Genomic DNA, 19,013 nt, shown 5'->3' with positions numbered 1-19,013 from the left:
GACGAGGAGGGGGCGGGGCGCGGTCAGGGGGCCGGCTCGGGGTCCGCCGGGTCGTGGACGGTCTGCACGACGACGGCGCCGCTCCTGCGGGAGACGAGCGTGCCGCGGCCCGGCGGCCGCCGGACGGCCCGCTGGTCCCCGAGCAGCACGCCCTCACGGGGATCGCCGGACAGGATCAGCCCGCCGGTCCCCAGCTCCCGCAGCCGTCCGACGAACGGATCGGACATCGCCGAGCGCGTCGCTCCGCCGGTCCGCCGGGCGAGCACCAGGTGGAAGCCGATGTCCGCCGCCTGGGCGAGACAGTCGGCCAGGGGCGCGAGCGGGTTGCGGCTGCCGAGGCCCGCCCCGGCCACCAGGTCGTAGTCGTCGACGACGAGATACAGCTCGGGCCCCGACCACCAGGCGCGCTCCCGCAGTTCACGGGCGCTGATGCCCGCGGGCGGCATCCGTTCCCGCAGCTTCTCGGCGAGCTGCTCCAGATAGAACGCCGCGGCCTGCGACTCCCCGGCCTGCGCCCCGAGATACTCCTCGGGCACCGCTTCGAGGAGCCCCCTGCGGTAGTCGAGCACGATGAAGCGGACGTCCCACGAGGAGCGGCGCCGTACCGTCCCGCGCATCCACGTGCGCAGGAACTCCGTCTTTCCGGAACCGGAGTCGCCGAGCACGAGGAAGTGCGGCCCGTCCGTCTCCAGGTTCAGCACGGCGGGCTCCAGATCGGACTCGCGCAGTCCCACGAGTACGTCGGCGGTGGCGAGTCCGGTGCCGTCCGGGTGGGTCTGCGCCACGGCGTGCTCCAGGTCGGCCGGCGTGACGAGTTCGCCGAGGACCCGCAGCGGTTCCGCCTCCCGGCCCTGCCAGCCCGTCCACAGATCGTCGACGAGCTTCTGCTGGGCCTTGGCGAGGCCCTCGGTCGACGCGACACCGTCGGTGCGGGGCAGCGCCGCGTGGAAGGTCATCCCGGGGGCGATGATCCCGCGGCCCGGCAGGACGGCCTTGAGAGCGCGGGCGGCCGGCCGGGAGATCTCCGACTCGCCGGGTTCGTTCAGCCGCAGTTCGAGGCGGCCGGTGATGTTGTCGCGCAGGTTCGCGCGGATCTCGTTCCAGCGGTTGGCGCTGAGGATCAGGTGGATGCCCACGCCGAGACCGCGGGTGGCGATCTCCACGAGCGTCTCGTCGGCCTCCTCCACGGCAGCGCGCAGCGCGCCCCAGTTGTCGACGACCAGGACGATGTCCGCGCCGTTGACCCCGTCGGGCAGCGCGCCCTCGGCCCGCATCCGGCGGAAGTCGTCCGCCGTGTCGGCCTTGAGCTCCCGGAACAGCCGCTCGCGTTCCTCCACGTGCCCGCGCACCACCGACAGGGCCCGTCGCACCTGCGCCTCGTCGTGCCGGGACGCGACCCCGGAGACGTGCGGGGCGCCCTCGACACCGGCCAGGCTGCCGCCGCCGAAGTCGACGCAGACGAACTGGAGTTCCTCCGGGGTGTGCACCAGCATCGCGCTCAGCACGGCGGTGCGCAGCAGGGTGCTCTTGCCGGACTGCGGCGCCCCCACCACGGCGACGTGCCCGTGGGCGCCGGCCAGGTCCAGGTGCAGGACCCGCTGCTCCTGCTGGGCGGGCAGGTCGACGACGCCGACCGGGATGCTCAGCCCGCCGCCCTCCGGCCACACCTCGGAGCGCAGGCCGCGCTCGTCGTCGACGGCGACGGGACCGAGGACCGAGTCCAGTTCCAGGGCCGGTGGCAGCGGTGGCAGCCACACCTGGTGCACCGGGTTGCCGTAGGACATCATCCGCTCCACGGCGACCTGCATCTCCGAGCGCCGGCCCGCCTCCGGCGGCGCCACGGGGACGGGCGCCTCGACGGCCTCGTCCTGCCCGGACCGGGCGTCCTGGGCCGTACGGAAGGCGAAGGGGCGCGGGGACACCTCCACCGGCGGTGCCGAGGGCGCCTCGGACACGTCGTGGTGGGTGCCCGACACATGGGCGACGCGGAACCGTTCGTACACGGACTCGTCGACCTTGAGATAGGCGGAGCCGGGGATCGACGGCAGCCGGTAGGCGTCGGTCGTGCCGATCACCGCACGGCTCTCCGCGGCACTGAACGTGCGCAGGCAGATCCGGTACGACAGGTGCGACTCCAGGCCGCGGAGCCGTCCCTCGTCCAGGCGCTGGGTGGCGAGCAGCAGATGCATGCCGAGGCTGCGCCCCACCCGGCCGATCTGGACGAACAGCTCGATGAAGTCCGGCCGCTGGGCCAGGAGTTCACCGAACTCGTCCACCATGATCATGAGGTAGGGCATGGGCTCCAGCGGGCGTCCTTCGGTGTCCGTGGCGCCCTGGGCCTGGAGGATCTGGTACTCGCGGACCGAGTCCACGTTGCCGGCGTCGCGCAGCATCTGCTGGCGGCGCGTCTGTTCGCCCTGGAGCGCGGCACGGACGCGGTCCACCAGGGCCAGATCGTCCGAGAGGTTGGTGATGAGACCGGCCACATGGGGCAGCTCGGTGACCCCGGCGAAGGTGGCGCCGCCCTTGAAGTCGACCAGGACGAAACTCAGTTGCTCGGGGGAGTGGGTCAGCGTCAGCCCCGTCACCAGGGTGCGCAGGAGTTCGCTCTTGCCCGAGCCCGTCGCGCCGACCACCAGGCCGTGGGGGCCCACGCCGCCCAGCGCGGACTCCTTGAGGTCGAGCGTGAGCTGCTCGCCCTCACCCGTGACGCCGATCGGGAGGCGCAGCAGCGCTTCGTCGTCCGGCGCCCGCCACAGCGCGGGCGGGTCAACCTCCTCCAGGCGCTGCAACCCGAGCATGCCGGGCAGGGAGACCGTGCGGGACAGCACCTGTTCGCGCTCCCCGGCCAGCCGCAGCGGCGCCAGGGCCCGCGCCGTCTGCTCGCCCAGGGCGGGCGGGCAGGCGTCCGCCGTCGCGTCCGTCACGGCACTGGTCAGCGCCGGTACGCGGCTCTCCAGGGCGAGTGAGCCGTCCGCGCCGATCCGGGCCCGGACGTCGACCCGTCCGGGCTCCTCGCTCTCCTTGGTCACCGTGCACACGACGTGCAGGCCCGTGGCCGGGCCCGCCTCCGTGAGCAGGTCGGTGACGAGCGGCAGGTTCGCCCAGGGCGCGTCGGGCCGGAAGCCGTCCAGGACGACGACCAGATGCCGCTCCGCCGGCACGTCACGGCGCAGGATGCCGGCCGTGTTCTCGGCCCGCTCGGCCCTGGCCCGGTCGAGCCGGGCGGCCAGCACGTCCTCGATGCCCTCGATGTGCGCGGCGACCACCGGGCCGGCGCCCCGGGCGTCCGCGTGCCGCGCGTGCGGCAGCCACTTCACCCAGGACCACGGGGCGTCCTTGGCGGTCAGCGCGACGATCTCCACGTCGTCCGGCGCGTGCAGCACGCCGAGTTGCAGCAGGAGGGCGCCGACGAGCGGTCCGGTGCGTTCCGCGGGCCCGTGCACGCTGAGCACCCCGGTCGCCGCGAGGTCGACCCACGCGGGTTCGTGTCCCACTCGGTCGTGGTCGTGCAGCAGCCGGTCCGCGGCGCGCTGCGACTGTGCCTCGAACTCCGCGGTCGGATCGCCCCGCTTGCCGGACGCCAGCCGCATCGCCGGCACGCCCTGGCCCTGGCCGAGCCGGAGCCGGAGGAAGTCCTCGTCGGCCGGCCGGCGCTCCCACACCCGGCGCCGCCCGGTGGCCAGCGCCCACAGCCGGCGCGGCGAGGGATGCAGGAAGGCGCTCACCGCCCGCTGGGCCGCGGCGGAGGTACGGGCCTGGGCGCGGATGTCGGACAAGTACTCGACGTAGCGGTCGCGTTGGCGCAGCCGGGCGATCCGTGTCGACCTCCTGGACTGCGACCGCACCAGGGCGGTCACGGCGACCGACGTGATCACGAAGCCGACGCCGAGGACGATCATCCAGGGACGGCCGAAGGTGACCATGTACGCGGCCATGCTCACGCTGCTGAGCAGTGGCAGCAGCATGTAGAGCCAGCTGGACGCCTGCGCCTCCTGCGGCTTCTGGGGCGGCGCGGGCAGGGCGATCTGCTGTTCGGGCACCGAGGGCGGGAAGGTCCGCGCCGGACGGTGGAAGGCGATGTTGCTCATCAGTTGAAGAAGTCCTCCACGACGGCGGAATCTTGGGGGTCGAGGCCCTCCGGCACGTCCGGCGGCGCCGAGGTGGGGGTCGACGGGGCGTCGCCCGAGAGCGCCTGGGCGGCCTGGTGCTGGAGGTCCTTGGTGCCGCCCGGGAGGTTGTCGGCGAAGTCCCTGAACACCTTCTCCAGGCTGGCCTCGGTCTGGCTGAACGCGGCGGCCACCACGTGCACCGTGCCCGCCATGACGTTGAGGACGCCGTCCTCCGGGTGCTTCTTGCTGCCGAAGAGCTCACGCATCACGCCGTTCCAGCGGTCCATGAACCTCTTCGCCTCCTGCGCGGTGTCGCCCGCCCAGCTCAGCTCCAGGTGGAACGCGGCGTCGGCGACGGCCTCGATGTGATCGACCATCTGGTCCGCGAGCGCCAGCAGCGCCTTGCTGATCTCCTCGACCAGCCGGGGATCGATCGACAGGACCGACGTGTCGTAGTCCGGGCTCTCAGGCATCCGAAGCCCCCTGCCCGGTCATGCGGTCCCGGAGCGCCGCCTCGGGCCGCGGGGCCGTCTCGGGCCGCGGGTCCGTCTCGCCGGTCCGCAGTGAAGCCTCGGGCCGCGGATCCGTCTCGCCGTTGCGGAGCGTCCCCTCGTGCGGCGCCGGGTGACCGCCCTGCGCGTGCTGCTGCGGTGGGTGCGTACCGTGCGAGGAGCCGCTGCCGCCACCGCTGTTGTGGAAGTTCGCCTTCTCGGCGTCCACGTAGGTGTCGTAGGAGACCTGCATGCGCCGGGTCATCTCCTCCAGGAGCGCGTGCAGGTCGGCCGAGGCGCGGTCGAACCACTTCATGACCGGTTCGCTGCTGGACTCCGACGGGCTGCGCCACACGCCGGGCAGCCTGGCGAACTGGCTGCGGATCTGCTCCAGGTCACCCTGGATGTCCCGGGAGACCGCCCTGACCTTCCTTGTGGCGTCACCGAGCGCACCCAGCGCCACCTCGAACTCTCCCCGGCTCATCTTGTGCGAACCGTCAGCCATGCCTGCCCACCCCGTTCCGTGCCGGTGCTGAAAGGACTACCGCCGGGAACCGGCGAGATACGACACATGTGTGAGTGTACGGACGAGACACATGCGAACATGACATGAAGGGTGTCACGGCGCGACAGGTGTGAAGTCCGGCCCGGACACCGCCCGCATGGACAGGAGCGAGACCGTGGCCGACCTCAAGGGTTCCAAGTACGACCCCCATCCGCTCACCGGCGACAGCACGGGCGACGGCGGGGGAGGTGACAGCACACCGGATCCCGACGCCGGCAAGGACCTGAGCTATCTCATGCCGTCCGTCACGGTCGCCTGGGACGCGCCGCCGTCCTTCAACCTGCCGCCCAAGTCCGACACGCCCGAGGGCGCGCCCTCCTCCGAAGTGGTGGACACCGGGCCCCTGTTCGTGGACGCGGGCAGCGTGCGCGCGGCCGAGGAGACCGTCCTCGGACTGCTCCGCGCCTCGGCCTTCGACTACCAGCTCCTGCGCATCGCCACCATGGCCCTGCGCACGGACGACTTCTTCGGCCCGCCGCAGCCCAAACAGCCCCTCGCCTCGATGAACGCGAACGCGTCCGCCAACAGCAGCGGGGCCGCCCCCATGCCGGACGGGCAGACCGACCCGGAGGGCACCGAGGCGGTCGCCGAGATGGGCCGGAAGTTCGGCGAGACCATCAAGCCCGCGATGGAGAAGGCGCTCTGGCAGATGGCCAACTCCCTGACGCTGACCGGCCAGTACCTCGCCGTCGTCAACCGGGCCGGCCAGATGTACGCCCAGGTCGACCGCAAGGCCACCTTCCCCGACCCGCCGGCCCACCCGGCCACCGAGTGACGCGTACGGCCCGTGCGGCCCGGCCCCGGCCGCGCGGGCCGTGCGCCGCCTCATGAGCGCAACGCCTCCTCCGGCAGGTCCTGGGGCAGTACGAGAGTGAGGTCCTCGGCCCCGGGGGAGGCCAGGTCCGCCACCCGCTGCGCGTGCAGTTCCGTCATCCGCTGGAACACCTGCCGGGCCGTGCGGCCGTTGCCGAACCGCTCGGTGCGCTCCATCGCGTCGAAGAGCGAGGTCAGCCCGGCGACGGTGTCCTCGCGCAGCCGGTACTCGTGCAGCTGCGCCTGGTGCTCGACGATGCGCACCAGGTCGTCGGACGCGTAGTCGTCGAAGCTCAGGGTCCGCGTGAACCGGGACGCCAGGCCCGGGTTGGAGCCGAGGAACCGGTCCATGTCGTCCGGATAGCCCGCGACGATGACGACGACGTCGTCCCGGTGGTCCTCCATCAGCTTGACCAGCGTCGCCACCGCCTCCTGGCCGAAGTCGGACACCTGGCCGTGCGGCACCAGCGCGTAGGCCTCGTCGATGAACAGGACGCCGCCCAGGGCCCGCCGGAAGACGGCCGTCGTCCGCGGCGCGGTGTGGCCGACGTACTCGCCCACGAGCGCCGCGCGGTCGGCCTCGACGAGACGGCCGTGGGACAGCATGCCGAGAGCGGCCAGGATGCGGCCGTAGAGGCGGGCCACGGTCGTCTTGCCCGTGCCCGGATTCCCGGCGAACACGAGGTGCCGGCTGAGCGGCGGCGGCTGCAACCCCGCCTCCTGGCGCTGCTTGACCATCCGCATCACCTTGGCCAGCGAGGCGACCTCCTGCTTGACCCGGTCCAGGCCCACCAGCCGGTCGAGTTCGGCCAGCAGCCCGGCCAGCGTCTCCGCCGCGCCCGGACCCTTTTCGTCCGCCGCGCCCGCCGCGCCCTCCTCGTCCGCCTCGGGCTGACTCCCGCCCGGCGGCGCCGCCCGGCCGCCGTGGACCGCGGGCTCCCGCTCGGGGGCGGGACCTGCGCCGGCCGGCAGCGTCGAGACGGACACGTTCTCGGTGCGGCAGTCCTCGAAGACCGGCTCGCCGTCGGCGTGCGCGGACAGGTCCTCCTGCGTGTCGTGCACCCGCAGGCCCCGGAACACGGGCGTGGCCTTCGCCCCCACGTAGAGGGCGGGATACCGGGTGTCGGCGATCGTGCACCGCTCGAACACCCCGGCCGCCCCGTCATGGGCGTAGACACCGTTCTTGGCCGTGCCGCTGACCCGCGTGGCGAACACCCGGGGCCGCGCCCCGCTCCACACCACAAGCCCGCTGCCCCGGACGTCGCCGACGGCCGTGGCATCGACCCAGCCCTCGCTGTCCCGCTCGAAGAAGACCCCCGAGGTCCCGCAGTCCTCGACGACGCAGTCCGTCAGCGTCGCGCCGGTGCCCGCGCCGACCTCCACCCCCGTGGTCCGCACCGCACGGATCTCGCACGCGTCGAGCAACGGGCGGTGCCGGGTCCGCAGCCGGACGCCGGTCGCGCACGCGGAGACCGCGCAGCGGCGCAGCACCGCGTCACCGTCCTCGACGTCCACCCCGGACAGAGCGGCCCGCTCGACCCGGCTGTCCAGCGCCGTCAGATGGCCGCCGTGCTCCACCCGGACACCGTGCTGCTCGCTGTCCAGCACGGCACAGGACCGCAGCTCCGCCCGGCCACCGCCCTGCAGGTGCACCGCGCTGTAGGCGGTGGCGGACAGTTCGCAGTCGGTGAGCTCGGTGAGCGAACTCCCGCTCCCGTACAGGGCGTTGGCGCCGGTCCGGGTGAACACGCAGCCGGTCGCACGGACTTGGGCGTCGCCCCCGACGGCCAGTGCCGTGCCCGGCAGGTCGACGGCCCTGACCCGGTCGAGGACGAGGGCGGCGTCGTCCATGACGTGCAGCGCCGCTCCACCCGTCTGCGTGAGATGACAGTCGGTCAGGCGTGCCTCTGACTCCCCGGCCAGGTAGACGCCTTCGCGGCCGGTGCGCAGGATCTCGCACCGTTCGAGGCGGATGCGGTCGTCCACCCGGTCGGCAGCGGCACCGGCGGCACCGGCGGCACCTGCCGCACCGGCCTCGTCGGCCGCCCCGTCCGCCCTGTCACGCCCGTCACGTCCGTCACGCCCGGCCGCCGGGGCGCAGCCGTCGGCGCGCAGCCCGTGGCCGCCCGCGCCGTGCAGACGGCAGCCGGACAGCAGCAGCCGGACCGGGCCGCCGACCCGGACCGCGTCCTCGGCGCACTCGCCCAGGAAGCAGTCCTCGGCTGTGACCGCGGCCGTCCCCGTCAGCACCAGCGCACAGGCCGCCGGCCGGTCGACCCGGGTGCCGCGCAGGTCCGCCCGGGCCCCGTCGTCGACGTGCACGCCGTGCCGGCCGACCGGCCCCAGCGTGCAGCCGGTGACGGCGGCCACGGCGGTGCCGGTGACCCGGACGCCGTCGCCGGGCACGTCCCGTACGACACAGTCGCGCAGGGCGGCCCGGGCGTCGTGCCCCACCTCGACCGAACCGGCCGTCACGGTGCACGCCTCGACCCGCGCGTCACCCCCGCGGATCAGCAGCGCGGGTCCGCCGCCACCGCCCGCTAGGTCGAGGTGGCGCAGCACCGGCGCCCCGCCGCTGACGGTCACCGCGGCGCCGCGGGCGGGCGCGATCCGCACCGTGCCAGGACCCTTCGCGGCCGTCAGCGTCACCGTACGGTCGAGCACCAACGACTCGCGGTAGACGCCGGGTTGGAGGGAGACCACGGCCCCGTCGGCGGCGGCGCGCACGGCTGCCGCGATCGTGCGGTGCGTCCCCCATCCCCGCTCGGCGACCCGTACGACGCCGTGCTTCATGACCGGCTGCGCGGTGCGGCCGGTGCCGCCGTTCACAGCCCCGCCCCGAGGCTCAGCAGGTCACCGAAGACGCCGAAGACCCCCAGGGCGAGCGGGACGCTGACGACCGACAGGAACAGTCCGAGCGAGCTCATCCAGACCGGCCGCTCGCCGACCCGGTCGGGGCTGCCGAACACCCGGGCAAGGCCAAGGCCCAGGGCCGCCAGGGCGGCCAGGACCAGCGCGGCGGGACCGGCCCAGGACGGGGCGCCGAAGGACGCCGGGGCGAGCGCCAGGCACGAGGCAAGCCCGGTCACCCCCGCGACCAGCTGGGGCAGGACGGCGCCGAGGGCGTTGAGCAGTCCGGCCCGCAGCAGCAGCGCCAGACTCACGCAGGCGCACAGCGCCACCGGCCACGCGTCGTCCGCGGCGGCGAGCAACACCAGGGCCGGCGTCAGCACGAGGGCGCACAGGACGGCGACGCCGGTCAGCAACCGCCGTGCCTGCCAGGCCAGTTCGGTCACGTCCGGGCCGCGTCCGGCCGGTTCGCGGTCGGCCGCGCCCGGTGCTCCGCCCGCCAGGGCGACGAGGTGTCCGGTGGCGGTGGGGGCCACGGCGAGCAGACCGAGCAGGAGCACGGCGACGACGCCCGCGCTTAGGGTCAGGTCGGCGCCCGCCAGGCCGAGGCCGACCGCCGTGGGCAGGAAGAGAGCGGACGCGGTGAGGACGGCCAGGGTCAGCAGGTGCGGCACCGCGAGGCGGGCGACGGCCGATCCGAGCACGAGGCCCATGCCGGCCGCCACGAGCGCCGTGGAGAGGTGTTCCCGCGCGAGGGGCACCGACAGCGCGGCCGTCGCGTAGAGCGGCACCGCCGACAGTGCCATGGCCAGGCGGACGCCGACCGGCAGGCTCCACGCGCGCCGGGTGGCGTGCGCGGCCAGCAGGGCAGGACCGGAGCCGGCCAGCAACGCGCCGATGCCGCCCACCGGCTGCGCCGGCCGCTGCGCGACCAGCAGCGCGAATCCGGCGACCAGCGCCGCCACCGCGCCCAGCAGCAGGGCGTGGGCCCGCGCCCCTGCGTCCCAGGACAGGCCGGAGCGGTTGACCTCGTCGACCTGTTCCTCCAGGTCACTGACCTCGGCCTCGTCGAACTCGCCGGCGGCGGCGTCCTGAAGATAGAGGGTCGCGCCGTCCACGACCCCGGACTCCGCGAGCGTCGCCTCCGGCGGGAAGGGCCGGGCCCCCGGCAGTGCGAGGGACCAGACGGGCGGGAACGTGTCGTCGGTCGTCTCCTGACCGCACGCGCGCAACAACATCGGTGTGTACTCGGCGATCGTCGCGTACACCGGTACCGACAGGTCGACTCTGCGCCGTGCCCCCACGATCGTGACGTGACAGCGGTCGTCTTCCACAGGCCATTCCTTCTGCTCGGCTCGTTGCGGACCGTGGGCTCGGCCGTGGGCCGGAGCCGTCCCTCACAGGTGTTCCGTCAGCCCGGCGAACCGGGCCTGCAGGGCGGCGGCCGCCGCCCCGTGCGCGTGGCGCACCGCGGTCAGGACGCTGTCCGCGAGGGCCTCGGTGTGGTCGGGGTCGGCGGCCACAGGGGAGATCTCCAGATGCTCCAGACGGCCCGTCGCGCTCACCGTCGCAGTGACCAGGCCGCCACCGGCGACACCGATGAACTCCTGCTCACCAGGCACCTGTTGAGCGGCGAGGAAACCCTGCGTCAGTTGCCGGGCCTGCTCCAGGAGCGCGTCGAGGTCGGGCTGCCCGTGCTCGTCGGGTGCGTGTTCACCGGCGGCGGCCATCAGCCCATGCCCCACTTCTGGTTCGGGGTGCCCGCGCAGCTGTACAGCTGGAGACGGGTGCCGTCGGCGGTCTTCTTGTCGCGGACGTCCACGCACTTGCCCACGGGGGTGTTCACGAGGTCGTCGGACTTGTTCAGGGAGAACTTCTGCGCCGAGCTCCCCGTGCACGTGGCCAGCACGATGGGGGTGCCGTTGGCCGTCGAACCCCCGGCGAGCTGCATGCACTTGCCCAGCGACCGGACCGTGCCGTCGGAGTAGAACGTCCACTTCTGCCAGCTGTCGTTGGAGCAGTCCCAGATCTGCAGCGGGGTCCCGTCGCCGCTGCCGCCGTCCAGGACGTCGATGCACCGGCTCGACGCGAAGCTCACGATCCGGCCGGACACCCCCGGCTGGGCCTGCGCCTTGGCCTTCGGACGGGCCGTCGTGGCCGGTGCGTCCCCGCCCTGCCCCGATCCGGAAACGCTGCCGCCCGTGCCGCTGCCGCCCGCACCGGAGCCTGAACCCGCACCGGAGCCGCCCGTGCCGGCGGCGGGCGCGTGGTGGCCGGACCCGCCCTGCGGCGCGGCGCCCTCCGCCGGGAGCGGAGCCGTACCGCCGCCGGACGTCACCGACTTCGACCCGTGCCCCGCCTTCGGCGACCCGCTCGTCCCCGGGTGGACGGCGTCGCCCTGTGTCCCGGGGGCCTGGGTGCCGGCGTGCGCCGACGCTGCCGCACGATCGGCGGCGGTCCGGTCGGCGGATCCGTCGCCCATCGTGGACATCATGCCGATGCCGACCGCGCCCGCCGCGACGAGCACGACCACGCCCACCACGACGAACAGCCGCGAGAACACATGGGGCCGGTCACGTTCCCCCACCCGGCGGGCGCTCGCGGCGAAACTGCCCGCGAAACCGGGCAGCCCGGGCCCGCGTACCTTCTTGGACTCTGGATCCCCCATGCCGATTCCTTTCACGACGGACACATCCGACGGCACTCACATGTTGAAACACGTGTGTGCAATCCTAGCCGCACTCGGATACCTGACTTCACCTCACCGGGTGCACACGTCAGGTATCTTTGCCGGCGGACGGTGCCGTGCAACACTCCAGGTGTGCTGATCGGCACACCTCGACGGAAGGTGTCCCACTGTGTCGGTAACCAGAGACGGGGTTGTCTACGAGCTGCTGCCGTCGGATCTCACCGACGCGGCCAGCTCCTGTGCCACCACGGCGCAGTCCGTCGCCGAGCGGCTGGACGCGCTCAGGAAGTACGTGGTGAGCATGGAGGACTTCTGGCGGGGCCCCGCGGCGACCCAGTTCGGGGCGCTGATGGCCGACTACGACGCGAACGCGGCCAAGCTCCACCAGGCGCTCACCGCGATCTCCGAAGGCCTGAGCGGTACGCACGGCAACTACGTCGACGCGGAGACGGCCGCGTCGCACAACGTCTCCAGGATCCAGCTCCCGCCGCCCCGGTGGTAGCGGGTGCGCAACGAGCGGGAGAACAGACATGCCTGACTTCGAATCGGCGTCGCTGCGCGTGCACGGCAACCTCCAGGACGCCGGACACGTCATCAACGAGACGGTGCGGCTCCTCGACGAGGAACTGGAGAACCTGCGCACGAAACTGCAGCCGCTGATCCAGACCTGGGCCGCGCAGTCGGCGGACGAGTACCAGCTCCACATGCACCACTGGGACCAGGCCGCCGTCGCGTTGTACGGCGACGAGTCGCAGGGCGGCGTGCTCGGCACGATCGCCGCGATGATGCACGTCAACTGGACCAACTACGCGGACGCGGAAGCGGCGAACCTCAAGACGTGGACCTCCGCCAACTGAGCCGGCCCCGGTGACCGGTCCGGCCCCGTGACCGGCACGACCCCGTGACCGGCACGACCCCGTGACCAGTTCGGCCTGGTGACCAGTCCGACCCGGTGATCAGTCGGACTGCGCCGCGGGGTCCTGGAGCAGGTCCGCCGTGGCGCGGTCCCAGTCGATCGCGGAGAGCTCCTGACCGGCGGGAACCAGCTCGTAGGTGTGCTCCAGCCACTGCGCCAGCGGCGGCACGGGCAGCTCGAACAGGGCCGCCATGTCGCCGGAGGCCAACTGCAGCCGGGCGGTCGTCGCCTCGCCGGCCGAGGGCGCCGGCCAGATCCGGACGTCGCCGAGACCGCTCTCCGAGTACAACCCCTGCCGCAGCAGATCGCGGCCGATCCGCCACAGGACGCGGGGGCCGCCCTCGACGAGCAGCTCCACGTGGACGAGCAGGGAAGAGGCGGGATCGAACCGGAACTCCGCCCTGATGGTCTGCCGGGCCGAGACGCCCAGCACCCGCTCGATGTCCAGAACCAGCTCGGGGCCGCTGTCGCGCGGCACCGTCCTGGGAGCCTGGACACCGGGATGGTTGCCGCTCATGACGCGAGGACCCTTCTGTGGGCGGAAGCTGACCCGGTCCACTCTCGTCCGCGCGGGATCCGCGTACATAAGTAAGTTGACCGTCGCTCTGCACCGAGTTCGCCGCCGGACGCCCGCGACGATGTCCGGCAAACGGACCCCTGTCCCCTTTTGCGCACCCCACGAGCCTTCACCGAACCGAGGAGACACCTGTGCGACTTGGCCTGGCCCTGCCGACCTTCGGCCCCGACGCCCACCCGGAAGGCATCCTGAGCGTCAGCCGTTCCGCCGAGGACCTGGGATACGACTCGCTGTGGACGGGCGACCGCGTCCTGGCGCCGCGTACCCCGACAGCGCCGTACCCGAGTGCCGACGGCGTGATGCCGCGCTCGTACGAGAACCACATGGACCCGCTGGTCGCCCTGACGTTCGCCGCGTCCCACACCACCTGGGTCGAGCTGGGCACCAGCACCCTGAACGGGCTGTGGCTGCCGCCGCTGATGCTGGCCCGCTCACTGACCACCCTGGACCTGCTCAGCCGGGGGCGGCTGGTGGTGGGCCTCGGCCTGGGCTGGATGCCGGACGAGTACGCCGCGGTCTCGGTGCCCTGGAAGGGCCGCGGCGCACGGCTGGACGAGACGCTGGACGTCCTGGACGGGTACTGGGCCGGCGACGTGTTCGCGCACGAGGGGCCGTTGTTCTCCGTCCCGGAGACCGTGGTGGGGCTCGTGCCGGGCCGGCCGTCGGGGCCGCCCGTGCTGCTCGCCGCGTTCACCCCCGCCGGCCTGCGCCGGATCGGGCGCAGGCTGGACGGCTGGCTGCCCGTGGCGATGCCGCTGCCCCAGCTGATGGGCCTGTGGGACGTCATCCGCAAGGAGGCCGTGGCGGCGGAGCGCGATCCGGCCGCGCTGCGCATGGCGCTGCGCGTCAACCCGGAGCTGACCGACACGAAGACCGACGCCGACCGGATGCCGCGGGCGGGCACCCTCGGCCAGTACGTCGACTACGCGCGGGCCTGTGCCGAGGCGGGGGTGCACGAGCTGTTCGTGGACTTCGGGCAGACCCCCGCCACCCTGGCCGAGCGGATCGATCTCGCGGGCCGCTTCATCGAGGGGGTCCGACGCGGCTGACGCGCCGCGCCCCCACTCACATCCACCGACGCCCCCGGACACCTGTCACAGGTGCCCGGGGGCGTCCGTGCGTATGTGTGTCGATGGGTCCGGGCGCTCCATGGACGCCTCTCCGGAAGAGATCCAATCCAGCAAGTGCTACAGTGATGAGACAGATAACAGAGTTAGTGCCAGATCAATGGGTCACAAGGCACTGCTTCCGGAAAGGGAAGTCCTGATGTCGAAGTCACAGCGGTCCGCGGCACCCGCCGCAGGTGGGGTGGCCGCAGCCATGAGCGCACTGATCCTCGCGGTCCTCCTGGCCGCCCTGGACCAGACGATCGTCTCCACCGCACTGCCCCGGATAGCGCAGGACCTGAACGGGTTCGACGACATCGCCTGGGTCAGCGCCGCATACCTGCTCGCCTCCACCGCGGTCACACCTCTGTGGGGCAAGCTCGGCGACATGTTCGGCCGCAAGCGGCTCTACCTGACGGCCACCTCGATCTTCCTGATCGCCTCGGTCGCCTGCGGCCTGGCGCAGAACCTGCCCGAACTGATCGGCGCCCGGGTGCTCCAGGGCGTGGGCGGCGGCGGCATGATCGTGCTCACCTTCGCCCTCGTCGGCGACATCGTCGCCCCGGGCGAACGCGGCCGCTACCAGGGCATGTTCGGTTCGGTCTACGGCGTCGCCAGCATCGTCGGCCCCCTGCTGGGCGGCGTCTTCACCGACCAGCTGTCCTGGCGGTGGGCCTTCCTGATCAACCTGCCCGTGGGCATCGTCGCCCTGGCCGTCGCCGCCCGCGCGCTGCCCGCCGCCACCCGCGGCGCCAAGGCCCGCATCGACTACCTCGGCGCCACCCTCCTGGCCGCGATCGCCACCGGTCTCGTCCTGATCACCTCCTTCGGCGAGCGCTGGGGCTGGGGTTCGCCCGCCATCGTCGGCCTGATCGTCGCCACCCTCGCGCTGGCAGCCCTGCTGCTCCCGGTCGAGCGGCGCGCCGCCGCCCCGGTCCTGCCGCCGGCCATGCTCGGCTCGCGGACCGTGGTCTTCTCCTCGCTGATCGGGTTCTTCGCCAACGCCGCGATGTTCGCCGTCCTCGTCTACCTGCCGACCTACCTGCAGATCGTCCACGGCGTCTCGGCCACCCTGTCCGGCATCCACATGCTCCCGCTCGTCGCCGGCCTGGTCATCAGCCAGTCCCTGGCCGGACGCTGGGCCGCGCACGTCGAGCGGCTGCGGACGATCCTGCTCGCCGGCCTGGCCGCCAACCTCGCCGGACTGCTCCTGCTGGGCACCATCGGCGCGGCCACCGACACCTGGGCGCTGAGCGGCTACTTCCTGATCACCGGCGTCGGCATCGGCATGGTCCCCATGGTCGTGCTGACCACCGTCCAGAACAGCGTGCCCGCCGCCGACCTGGGCGCCGCCAGCGCCGTGGTCACCTTCTCCCGCTCCATCGGCGCGGCCTTCGGCGTCGCCGTCTTCGGCACCCTGCTCAACACCGGCTTCGCCGACCGCGCCCACGCCCTGCCCACCGCCGGCGGCTTCGACGCCGCCCGCCCCGACACCATCGGCCACCTGCCCGCGGCCCTGCGCGACACCGCACTGGACGCCTTCGCCCACGCCACGGCGACCGGATACCTCTGGATCGCCCCCACCCTCGCCGTCGGCGTCGTCCTGGCCCTCTTCCTCCGGCCGTCCCACAAGGCCGACGACGAGCTGAGCGGCACCGCCGACTCCACCTCCACCGCGACCGAGGAAGCCGTCCCGGCCGCCGGCGCCTGACACCCGGACGGATCACATGCCGACAGGTGTGAACGGCGGACCACGTTCGACACGTTGCAGATATGTCAGGAATCGACATGTGCAACAGAGGAGTGACGAGGATGAGCGCATACGTGTCCGCCGGTACCGGCGGAGACCTCCGGGCCGAGGACGTGACGGCACTGCGGCACGCGGTGGCGGGACCCGTCCTGGAGCCGACGGACCCGGAGTACGCGGCGGAATGCGCCACGTACAACCTGCTCTGCGGCCTCCGGCCGAAGCTCGTGGTCGGCGCGACCGGTGAGCAGGACGTGGTGGCGGCGGTCCGGTTCGCCGCGCGGCACGGACTGCCGGTCGCCGTGAAGTCCGCCGCCCACCAGATGGTCTCCGCGGCCGAGGACGGGCTGCTGATCACGCTGCGGCGGATGCGGGGCATCCACGTCGACGCGCAGGCCCGCACCGTACGGGTCGAGGCGGGGGTGCGCTGGACCGACGTGCTGCCCCGCGCGGCCGAGTCCGGCCTCGCCCCGGTGGTGGGCTCGGCGCCGGACGTCGGCGTCGTCGGGTACACGCTGGGCGGCGGCCAGAGCCCGCTGCTGGGCCGCACGCACGGCTACGCCGCCGACCACGTCCGACGGCTGAACCTGGTCACCGCGGACGGTGTGTCGCGCCGGGTGACCCCGCAGGACGAACCGGACCTGTACTGGGCGCTGTTGGGCGGCAAGGGCAACTTCGGCGTCGTCACCGAGATCGAGTTCGACGTCTTCCCCGTCGAGCGCTTCTACGGCGGCGGCATCTACTACGCGGGCGAGCACCTGGAGCAGGTGCTGGACGCCTGGCGTGCCTGGCTGCCGACGGCCGGCGAGGAGATGACCTCCTCCGTCGCCGTCCAGCGGCTGCCCGACCTCCCCGTGCTGCCCGAGCCGCTGCGCGGCGCCTTCGTCGTCCACCTGCGGATCGGCTACCTCGGCACGGCGGCCGACGGCGCGCGGCTGATCGCTCCGCTGCGGTCGGCCGCACCCGCGCTGCTCGACCAGGTGGGCGAGAAGCCCTTCACCGCGATCGGAGAGATCCACAACGACCCGGTGGACCCGATGCCGTACGCCGACCGCAGCCTCTGCCTGGAGGAGTTCTCCGAGAAGACGGCGCGGACGTTCGTGGAGCTGACGGGCGCCGAGTCCGGGTGCACGCTGGCGAGCGTCGAGATACGGGCCCTGGGCGGCGCGCTCGACCGGGAACCCGCGTTCCCCAACGCAGTGTCCAGCAGGGGACTTCCGTACGTCGTCTTCGGCTTCGCGGTCGGCGCACCCGAGCACGCCGACCGGTTCCGGGCCGAACTGGCGCACGTCGTGGACGGGTTGGCCCCCTGGGCGGCCGGCCGGAGCATGGTCAACTTCCTGTCGCCGGACGAGGCGACCGACACCGAGGGCGTCCGCGCGGTCTACGGAAAGCAGCGGTACGAGCGGCTCGCCGCGGTGAAGCGGCGCCACGATCCGGCCAACGTCTTCCGCTTCAACCACAACATCACGCCCGCCTGAGCCGGCTGTGCGCAATCCGGGCCCGACCGTCAAGTGACTGATGCGCGTGGTTTGTCCGGCCGGTCAGCCTGGGAGCGGCTCACACCTTCGACACGGAGAAGAGGATCCGGCGTGACACCGGTCGAGCAGCAGCGTTCCCTGACCAGCAGCAACCCCGTACTCTGCCGGCCCCAGTTCAGGCGGCACGGCGGGCCGAAGACGGCGCGGACGGCGGCCAAGGAGCCACGGACGGGGATAGCCGTCGCACCGGGCCGGGCCACCGCCGGCCCAGAGGCGTTCGGCGCGCACGATCCGGTGCCGCTGCCCTTCCCCGTGGCCGACCTGATGACGATGGACGGCGTGGTCGCCCGGGCCGCCGCGGGGCTCGCCACGAGCACCGTCGCGGCCGTGCTCTCCTGGACGCTGCTCGGGTACGTCCCGATCGGCACGGCCGCGGCCTACGGCACGGCCGCCGGGGCCGGACTCGCCGCCGCGGCACTCGTGGTGCGCCAGCGCCGCAGGGACCCGCGGTCGCCCTACTCGACCCTGGCGTTCGCCGCGGTCCAGGGCGTGTTCCTCGCGGTGCTCTCGGCCACCGTCTCCCGCCATCTGTCACCGGGCGTCCTCGTGCAGCCGGTGCTGGGGACGATGGCCGCCGGCGCCGGGGTGCTCATGGCCCGCGCGCTCCACTGGGTGCGGGCCGGCCGCCGTCTTGGCCCGCTCGTCGGCGCCGGACTGCTCGGCCTCTGTCTCCTGGCCCTCGCCGACCTGGTCCTGATTCCCCTCCTGGGCACGGAGGGCCTGGGCCTGCGGCCGGTGGGCCTCGGCGTCTTCACGGGCGTCGTCGGTGTCGTCCTCGCGGTGTCCTTCCTGGCCCTGCACCTCAGGCAGGTCGAGGACGGCATCACCTGCGGCGCGCCCCACGAGCTGTCCTGGACGGCCGCGTTCGGGCTCACCCTGACCCTGAGCTGGCTGTACGTGGAGACCGTCCGGCTGTTCACCCTCTACCCGGGCGACGAGCTCTACTGACCGTTCGCCGTACACCGGCCGCCCGCGCTCACGCGGGGGTGGCCGGTGAATCGCGTGCCGGGCACAGTCCGCGCAGGAGGACGTCGAAGAGGCGCCCCGCGCGGGCGTGTTCGTCCTCGTCCGCGCCCACCCGCCACAGCGGACCGAGCAGCAGGAGTACGTCGTCGGGCGTCGTGCCGGGCTGGATGGTGCCCGCCCGCTCGTTGGCCGTCACCAGCGCCGCGAGGGCGTCGAGCAGCGCCGGACAGACCTCCCGGCACGTCGGTGCGGTCGCGCCGGTGGTCGCCCGTATCGCGTCCGCGATCTCCGGCGCGCGTCTGCCCAGGCGGAGCAGGCGCTCCAGCCAGGCACCCAGCGCCGCCGCCGGACCGAGGCTCCTCAAGAGCGCGGGCACGGCCCCGGCCAGCTCCTCCACCTCGTCCCCGTACACCTGGAACACCAGGGACTCACGGGTGGGGAAGTGACGGTAGAGCGTCCCCTGGCCGACCCCGGCCCGGCGCGCGATCGACTTCAACGAGGCGTCGCCCTCAGCGGCGAGCGCCTCGGCGGCCGCTTCGAGGATGCGCAGCCGGTTGGATCGTGCGTCCGCTCTCATCGCTGCTCCGGTTCTCCACGACGGCCCCGCCGGTACCGACCAGGGCCACACTCACACGTGTGT

At 73.1% G+C, this 19,013-nt stretch carries 16 protein-coding genes; 7 read left to right on the top strand and 9 right to left on the bottom strand.

Translation table 11 applies throughout. The features are described from left to right. Window positions 1-23 precede the first annotated feature (23 nt). The 3 genes from eccCa to RBJ77_RS22855 are packed head-to-tail and all read right to left on the bottom strand — an operon-like array spanning window position 24 to window position 5,108. Window positions 24-4,091, bottom strand: coding sequence for a type VII secretion protein EccCa (gene eccCa, locus RBJ77_RS22865; protein WP_372346730.1), 4,068 nt, complete (start codon window positions 4,089-4,091; stop codon window positions 24-26). Further along, window positions 4,091-4,585 carry a WXG100 family type VII secretion target gene (locus RBJ77_RS22860; RefSeq protein ID WP_372346729.1) on the bottom strand — a complete coding sequence of 165 codons (495 nt, stop codon included), beginning with the start codon at window positions 4,583-4,585 and terminating at the stop codon, window positions 4,091-4,093. The genes eccCa and RBJ77_RS22860 overlap by 1 nt, the downstream gene beginning before the upstream one ends. Further along, entirely contained in the window at window positions 4,578-5,108 is a 531-nt protein-coding gene (locus RBJ77_RS22855) for a WXG100 family type VII secretion target (protein WP_372346728.1), read from the bottom strand. The genes RBJ77_RS22860 and RBJ77_RS22855 overlap by 8 nt, the downstream gene beginning before the upstream one ends. 157 nt (window positions 5,109-5,265) lie before the next feature. On the opposite strand from RBJ77_RS22855, the gene RBJ77_RS22850 reads away from it, so the two are divergent. Next, complete coding sequence (locus RBJ77_RS22850) at window positions 5,266-5,943, top strand: hypothetical protein (protein WP_372346727.1); 678 nt, start codon at window positions 5,266-5,268, stop codon at window positions 5,941-5,943. 50 nt (window positions 5,944-5,993) lie between these two features. Here RBJ77_RS22850 and RBJ77_RS22845 read toward each other — a convergent pair whose 3' ends face one another. From RBJ77_RS22845 to RBJ77_RS22830, 4 genes are all read right to left on the bottom strand, one after another. Beyond that, window positions 5,994-8,810: a right-handed parallel beta-helix repeat-containing protein gene (locus RBJ77_RS22845; RefSeq protein WP_372346726.1), complete on the bottom strand. Its 2,817-nt coding sequence runs from the start codon at window positions 8,808-8,810 to the stop codon at window positions 5,994-5,996. Then, window positions 8,807-10,165 (bottom strand): EsaB/YukD family protein, encoded by a 1,359-nt coding sequence (locus RBJ77_RS22840; RefSeq protein WP_372346725.1) that lies wholly within the window; start codon window positions 10,163-10,165, stop codon window positions 8,807-8,809. Before RBJ77_RS22840 ends, RBJ77_RS22845 begins: the two co-directional genes overlap by 4 nt. Before the next feature lie 63 nt (window positions 10,166-10,228). Continuing rightward, window positions 10,229-10,561 (bottom strand): YbaB/EbfC family nucleoid-associated protein, encoded by a 333-nt coding sequence (locus tag RBJ77_RS22835; protein ID WP_372346724.1) that lies wholly within the window; start codon window positions 10,559-10,561, stop codon window positions 10,229-10,231. Continuing rightward, complete coding sequence (locus RBJ77_RS22830) at window positions 10,561-11,499, bottom strand: ricin-type beta-trefoil lectin domain protein (protein WP_372346723.1); 939 nt, start codon at window positions 11,497-11,499, stop codon at window positions 10,561-10,563. Before RBJ77_RS22830 ends, RBJ77_RS22835 begins: the two co-directional genes overlap by 1 nt. Window positions 11,500-11,689: 190 nt before the next feature. On the opposite strand from RBJ77_RS22830, the gene RBJ77_RS22825 reads away from it, so the two are divergent. Both RBJ77_RS22825 and RBJ77_RS22820 read left to right on the top strand, forming a co-directional pair. Then, window positions 11,690-12,022 (top strand): WXG100 family type VII secretion target, encoded by a 333-nt coding sequence (locus RBJ77_RS22825; RefSeq protein WP_372346722.1) that lies wholly within the window; start codon window positions 11,690-11,692, stop codon window positions 12,020-12,022. Between the two features lie 28 nt (window positions 12,023-12,050). After that, complete coding sequence (locus tag RBJ77_RS22820) at window positions 12,051-12,377, top strand: WXG100 family type VII secretion target (RefSeq protein ID WP_372346721.1); 327 nt, start codon at window positions 12,051-12,053, stop codon at window positions 12,375-12,377. 99 nt (window positions 12,378-12,476) lie between these two features. On the opposite strand, the gene RBJ77_RS22815 is transcribed toward RBJ77_RS22820, so the two are convergent. Continuing rightward, window positions 12,477-12,953 carry an SsgA family sporulation/cell division regulator gene (locus tag RBJ77_RS22815; protein ID WP_372346720.1) on the bottom strand — a complete coding sequence of 159 codons (477 nt, stop codon included), beginning with the start codon at window positions 12,951-12,953 and terminating at the stop codon, window positions 12,477-12,479. Window positions 12,954-13,144: 191 nt separating this feature from the next. On the opposite strand from RBJ77_RS22815, the gene RBJ77_RS22810 reads away from it, so the two are divergent. The 4 genes from RBJ77_RS22810 to RBJ77_RS22795 all read left to right on the top strand — a co-directional run bounded on the left by RBJ77_RS22810 (window position 13,145) and on the right by RBJ77_RS22795 (window position 18,355). Further along, window positions 13,145-14,062, top strand: a complete 918-nt coding sequence (locus RBJ77_RS22810) for a TIGR03619 family F420-dependent LLM class oxidoreductase (protein WP_372346719.1) — start codon at window positions 13,145-13,147, stop codon at window positions 14,060-14,062. Window positions 14,063-14,333: 271 nt separating this feature from the next. Continuing rightward, window positions 14,334-15,830: an MDR family MFS transporter gene (locus RBJ77_RS22805; RefSeq protein ID WP_372346718.1), complete on the top strand. Its 1,497-nt coding sequence runs from the start codon at window positions 14,334-14,336 to the stop codon at window positions 15,828-15,830. A 101-nt stretch (window positions 15,831-15,931) separates the two neighbouring features. Further along, window positions 15,932-17,347, top strand: a complete 1,416-nt coding sequence (locus tag RBJ77_RS22800) for an FAD-binding oxidoreductase (RefSeq protein ID WP_372346717.1) — start codon at window positions 15,932-15,934, stop codon at window positions 17,345-17,347. Between the two features lie 111 nt (window positions 17,348-17,458). Beyond that, the gene (locus RBJ77_RS22795; RefSeq protein ID WP_372346716.1) at window positions 17,459-18,355 is read left to right on the top strand and encodes a Bax inhibitor-1/YccA family protein; all 897 of its coding nucleotides are present in this window, start codon (window positions 17,459-17,461) and stop codon (window positions 18,353-18,355) included. 28 nt (window positions 18,356-18,383) lie between these two features. Here the strand turns inward: RBJ77_RS22795 and RBJ77_RS22790 are convergent, their stop codons facing one another. Beyond that, entirely contained in the window at window positions 18,384-18,950 is a 567-nt protein-coding gene (locus RBJ77_RS22790; RefSeq protein WP_372346715.1) for a TetR/AcrR family transcriptional regulator, read from the bottom strand. Window positions 18,951-19,013: the final 63 nt, after the last annotated feature.

Source organism: Streptomyces sp. KL116D, assembly GCF_030766975.1.
Classification (GTDB): domain Bacteria; phylum Actinomycetota; class Actinomycetes; order Streptomycetales; family Streptomycetaceae; genus Streptomyces; species Streptomyces longispororuber_A.
Note: the sequence above shows the minus strand (reverse complement) of the source record. Positions and strands in the feature narration are given on the sequence as shown.

What these genes read in the sequence shown, in the direction of transcription:
- eccCa (WP_372346730.1), bottom strand. Translation starts at nt 4,091, where the DNA reads ATGAGCAACATCGCCTTCCACCGTCCGGCGCGGACCTTCCCGCCCTCG.
- RBJ77_RS22860 (WP_372346729.1), bottom strand. Translation starts at nt 4,585, where the DNA reads ATGCCTGAGAGCCCGGACTACGACACGTCGGTCCTGTCGATCGATCCC.
- RBJ77_RS22855 (WP_372346728.1), bottom strand. Translation starts at nt 5,108, where the DNA reads ATGGCTGACGGTTCGCACAAGATGAGCCGGGGAGAGTTCGAGGTGGCG.
- RBJ77_RS22850 (WP_372346727.1), top strand. Translation starts at nt 5,266, where the DNA reads ATGGACAGGAGCGAGACCGTGGCCGACCTCAAGGGTTCCAAGTACGAC.
- RBJ77_RS22835 (WP_372346724.1), bottom strand. Translation starts at nt 10,561, where the DNA reads ATGGCCGCCGCCGGTGAACACGCACCCGACGAGCACGGGCAGCCCGAC.
- RBJ77_RS22830 (WP_372346723.1), bottom strand. Translation starts at nt 11,499, where the DNA reads ATGGGGGATCCAGAGTCCAAGAAGGTACGCGGGCCCGGGCTGCCCGGT.
- RBJ77_RS22820 (WP_372346721.1), top strand. Translation starts at nt 12,051, where the DNA reads ATGCCTGACTTCGAATCGGCGTCGCTGCGCGTGCACGGCAACCTCCAG.
- RBJ77_RS22815 (WP_372346720.1), bottom strand. Translation starts at nt 12,953, where the DNA reads ATGAGCGGCAACCATCCCGGTGTCCAGGCTCCCAGGACGGTGCCGCGC.
- RBJ77_RS22805 (WP_372346718.1), top strand. Translation starts at nt 14,334, where the DNA reads ATGAGCGCACTGATCCTCGCGGTCCTCCTGGCCGCCCTGGACCAGACG.
- RBJ77_RS22800 (WP_372346717.1), top strand. Translation starts at nt 15,932, where the DNA reads ATGAGCGCATACGTGTCCGCCGGTACCGGCGGAGACCTCCGGGCCGAG.
- RBJ77_RS22790 (WP_372346715.1), bottom strand. Translation starts at nt 18,950, where the DNA reads ATGAGAGCGGACGCACGATCCAACCGGCTGCGCATCCTCGAAGCGGCC.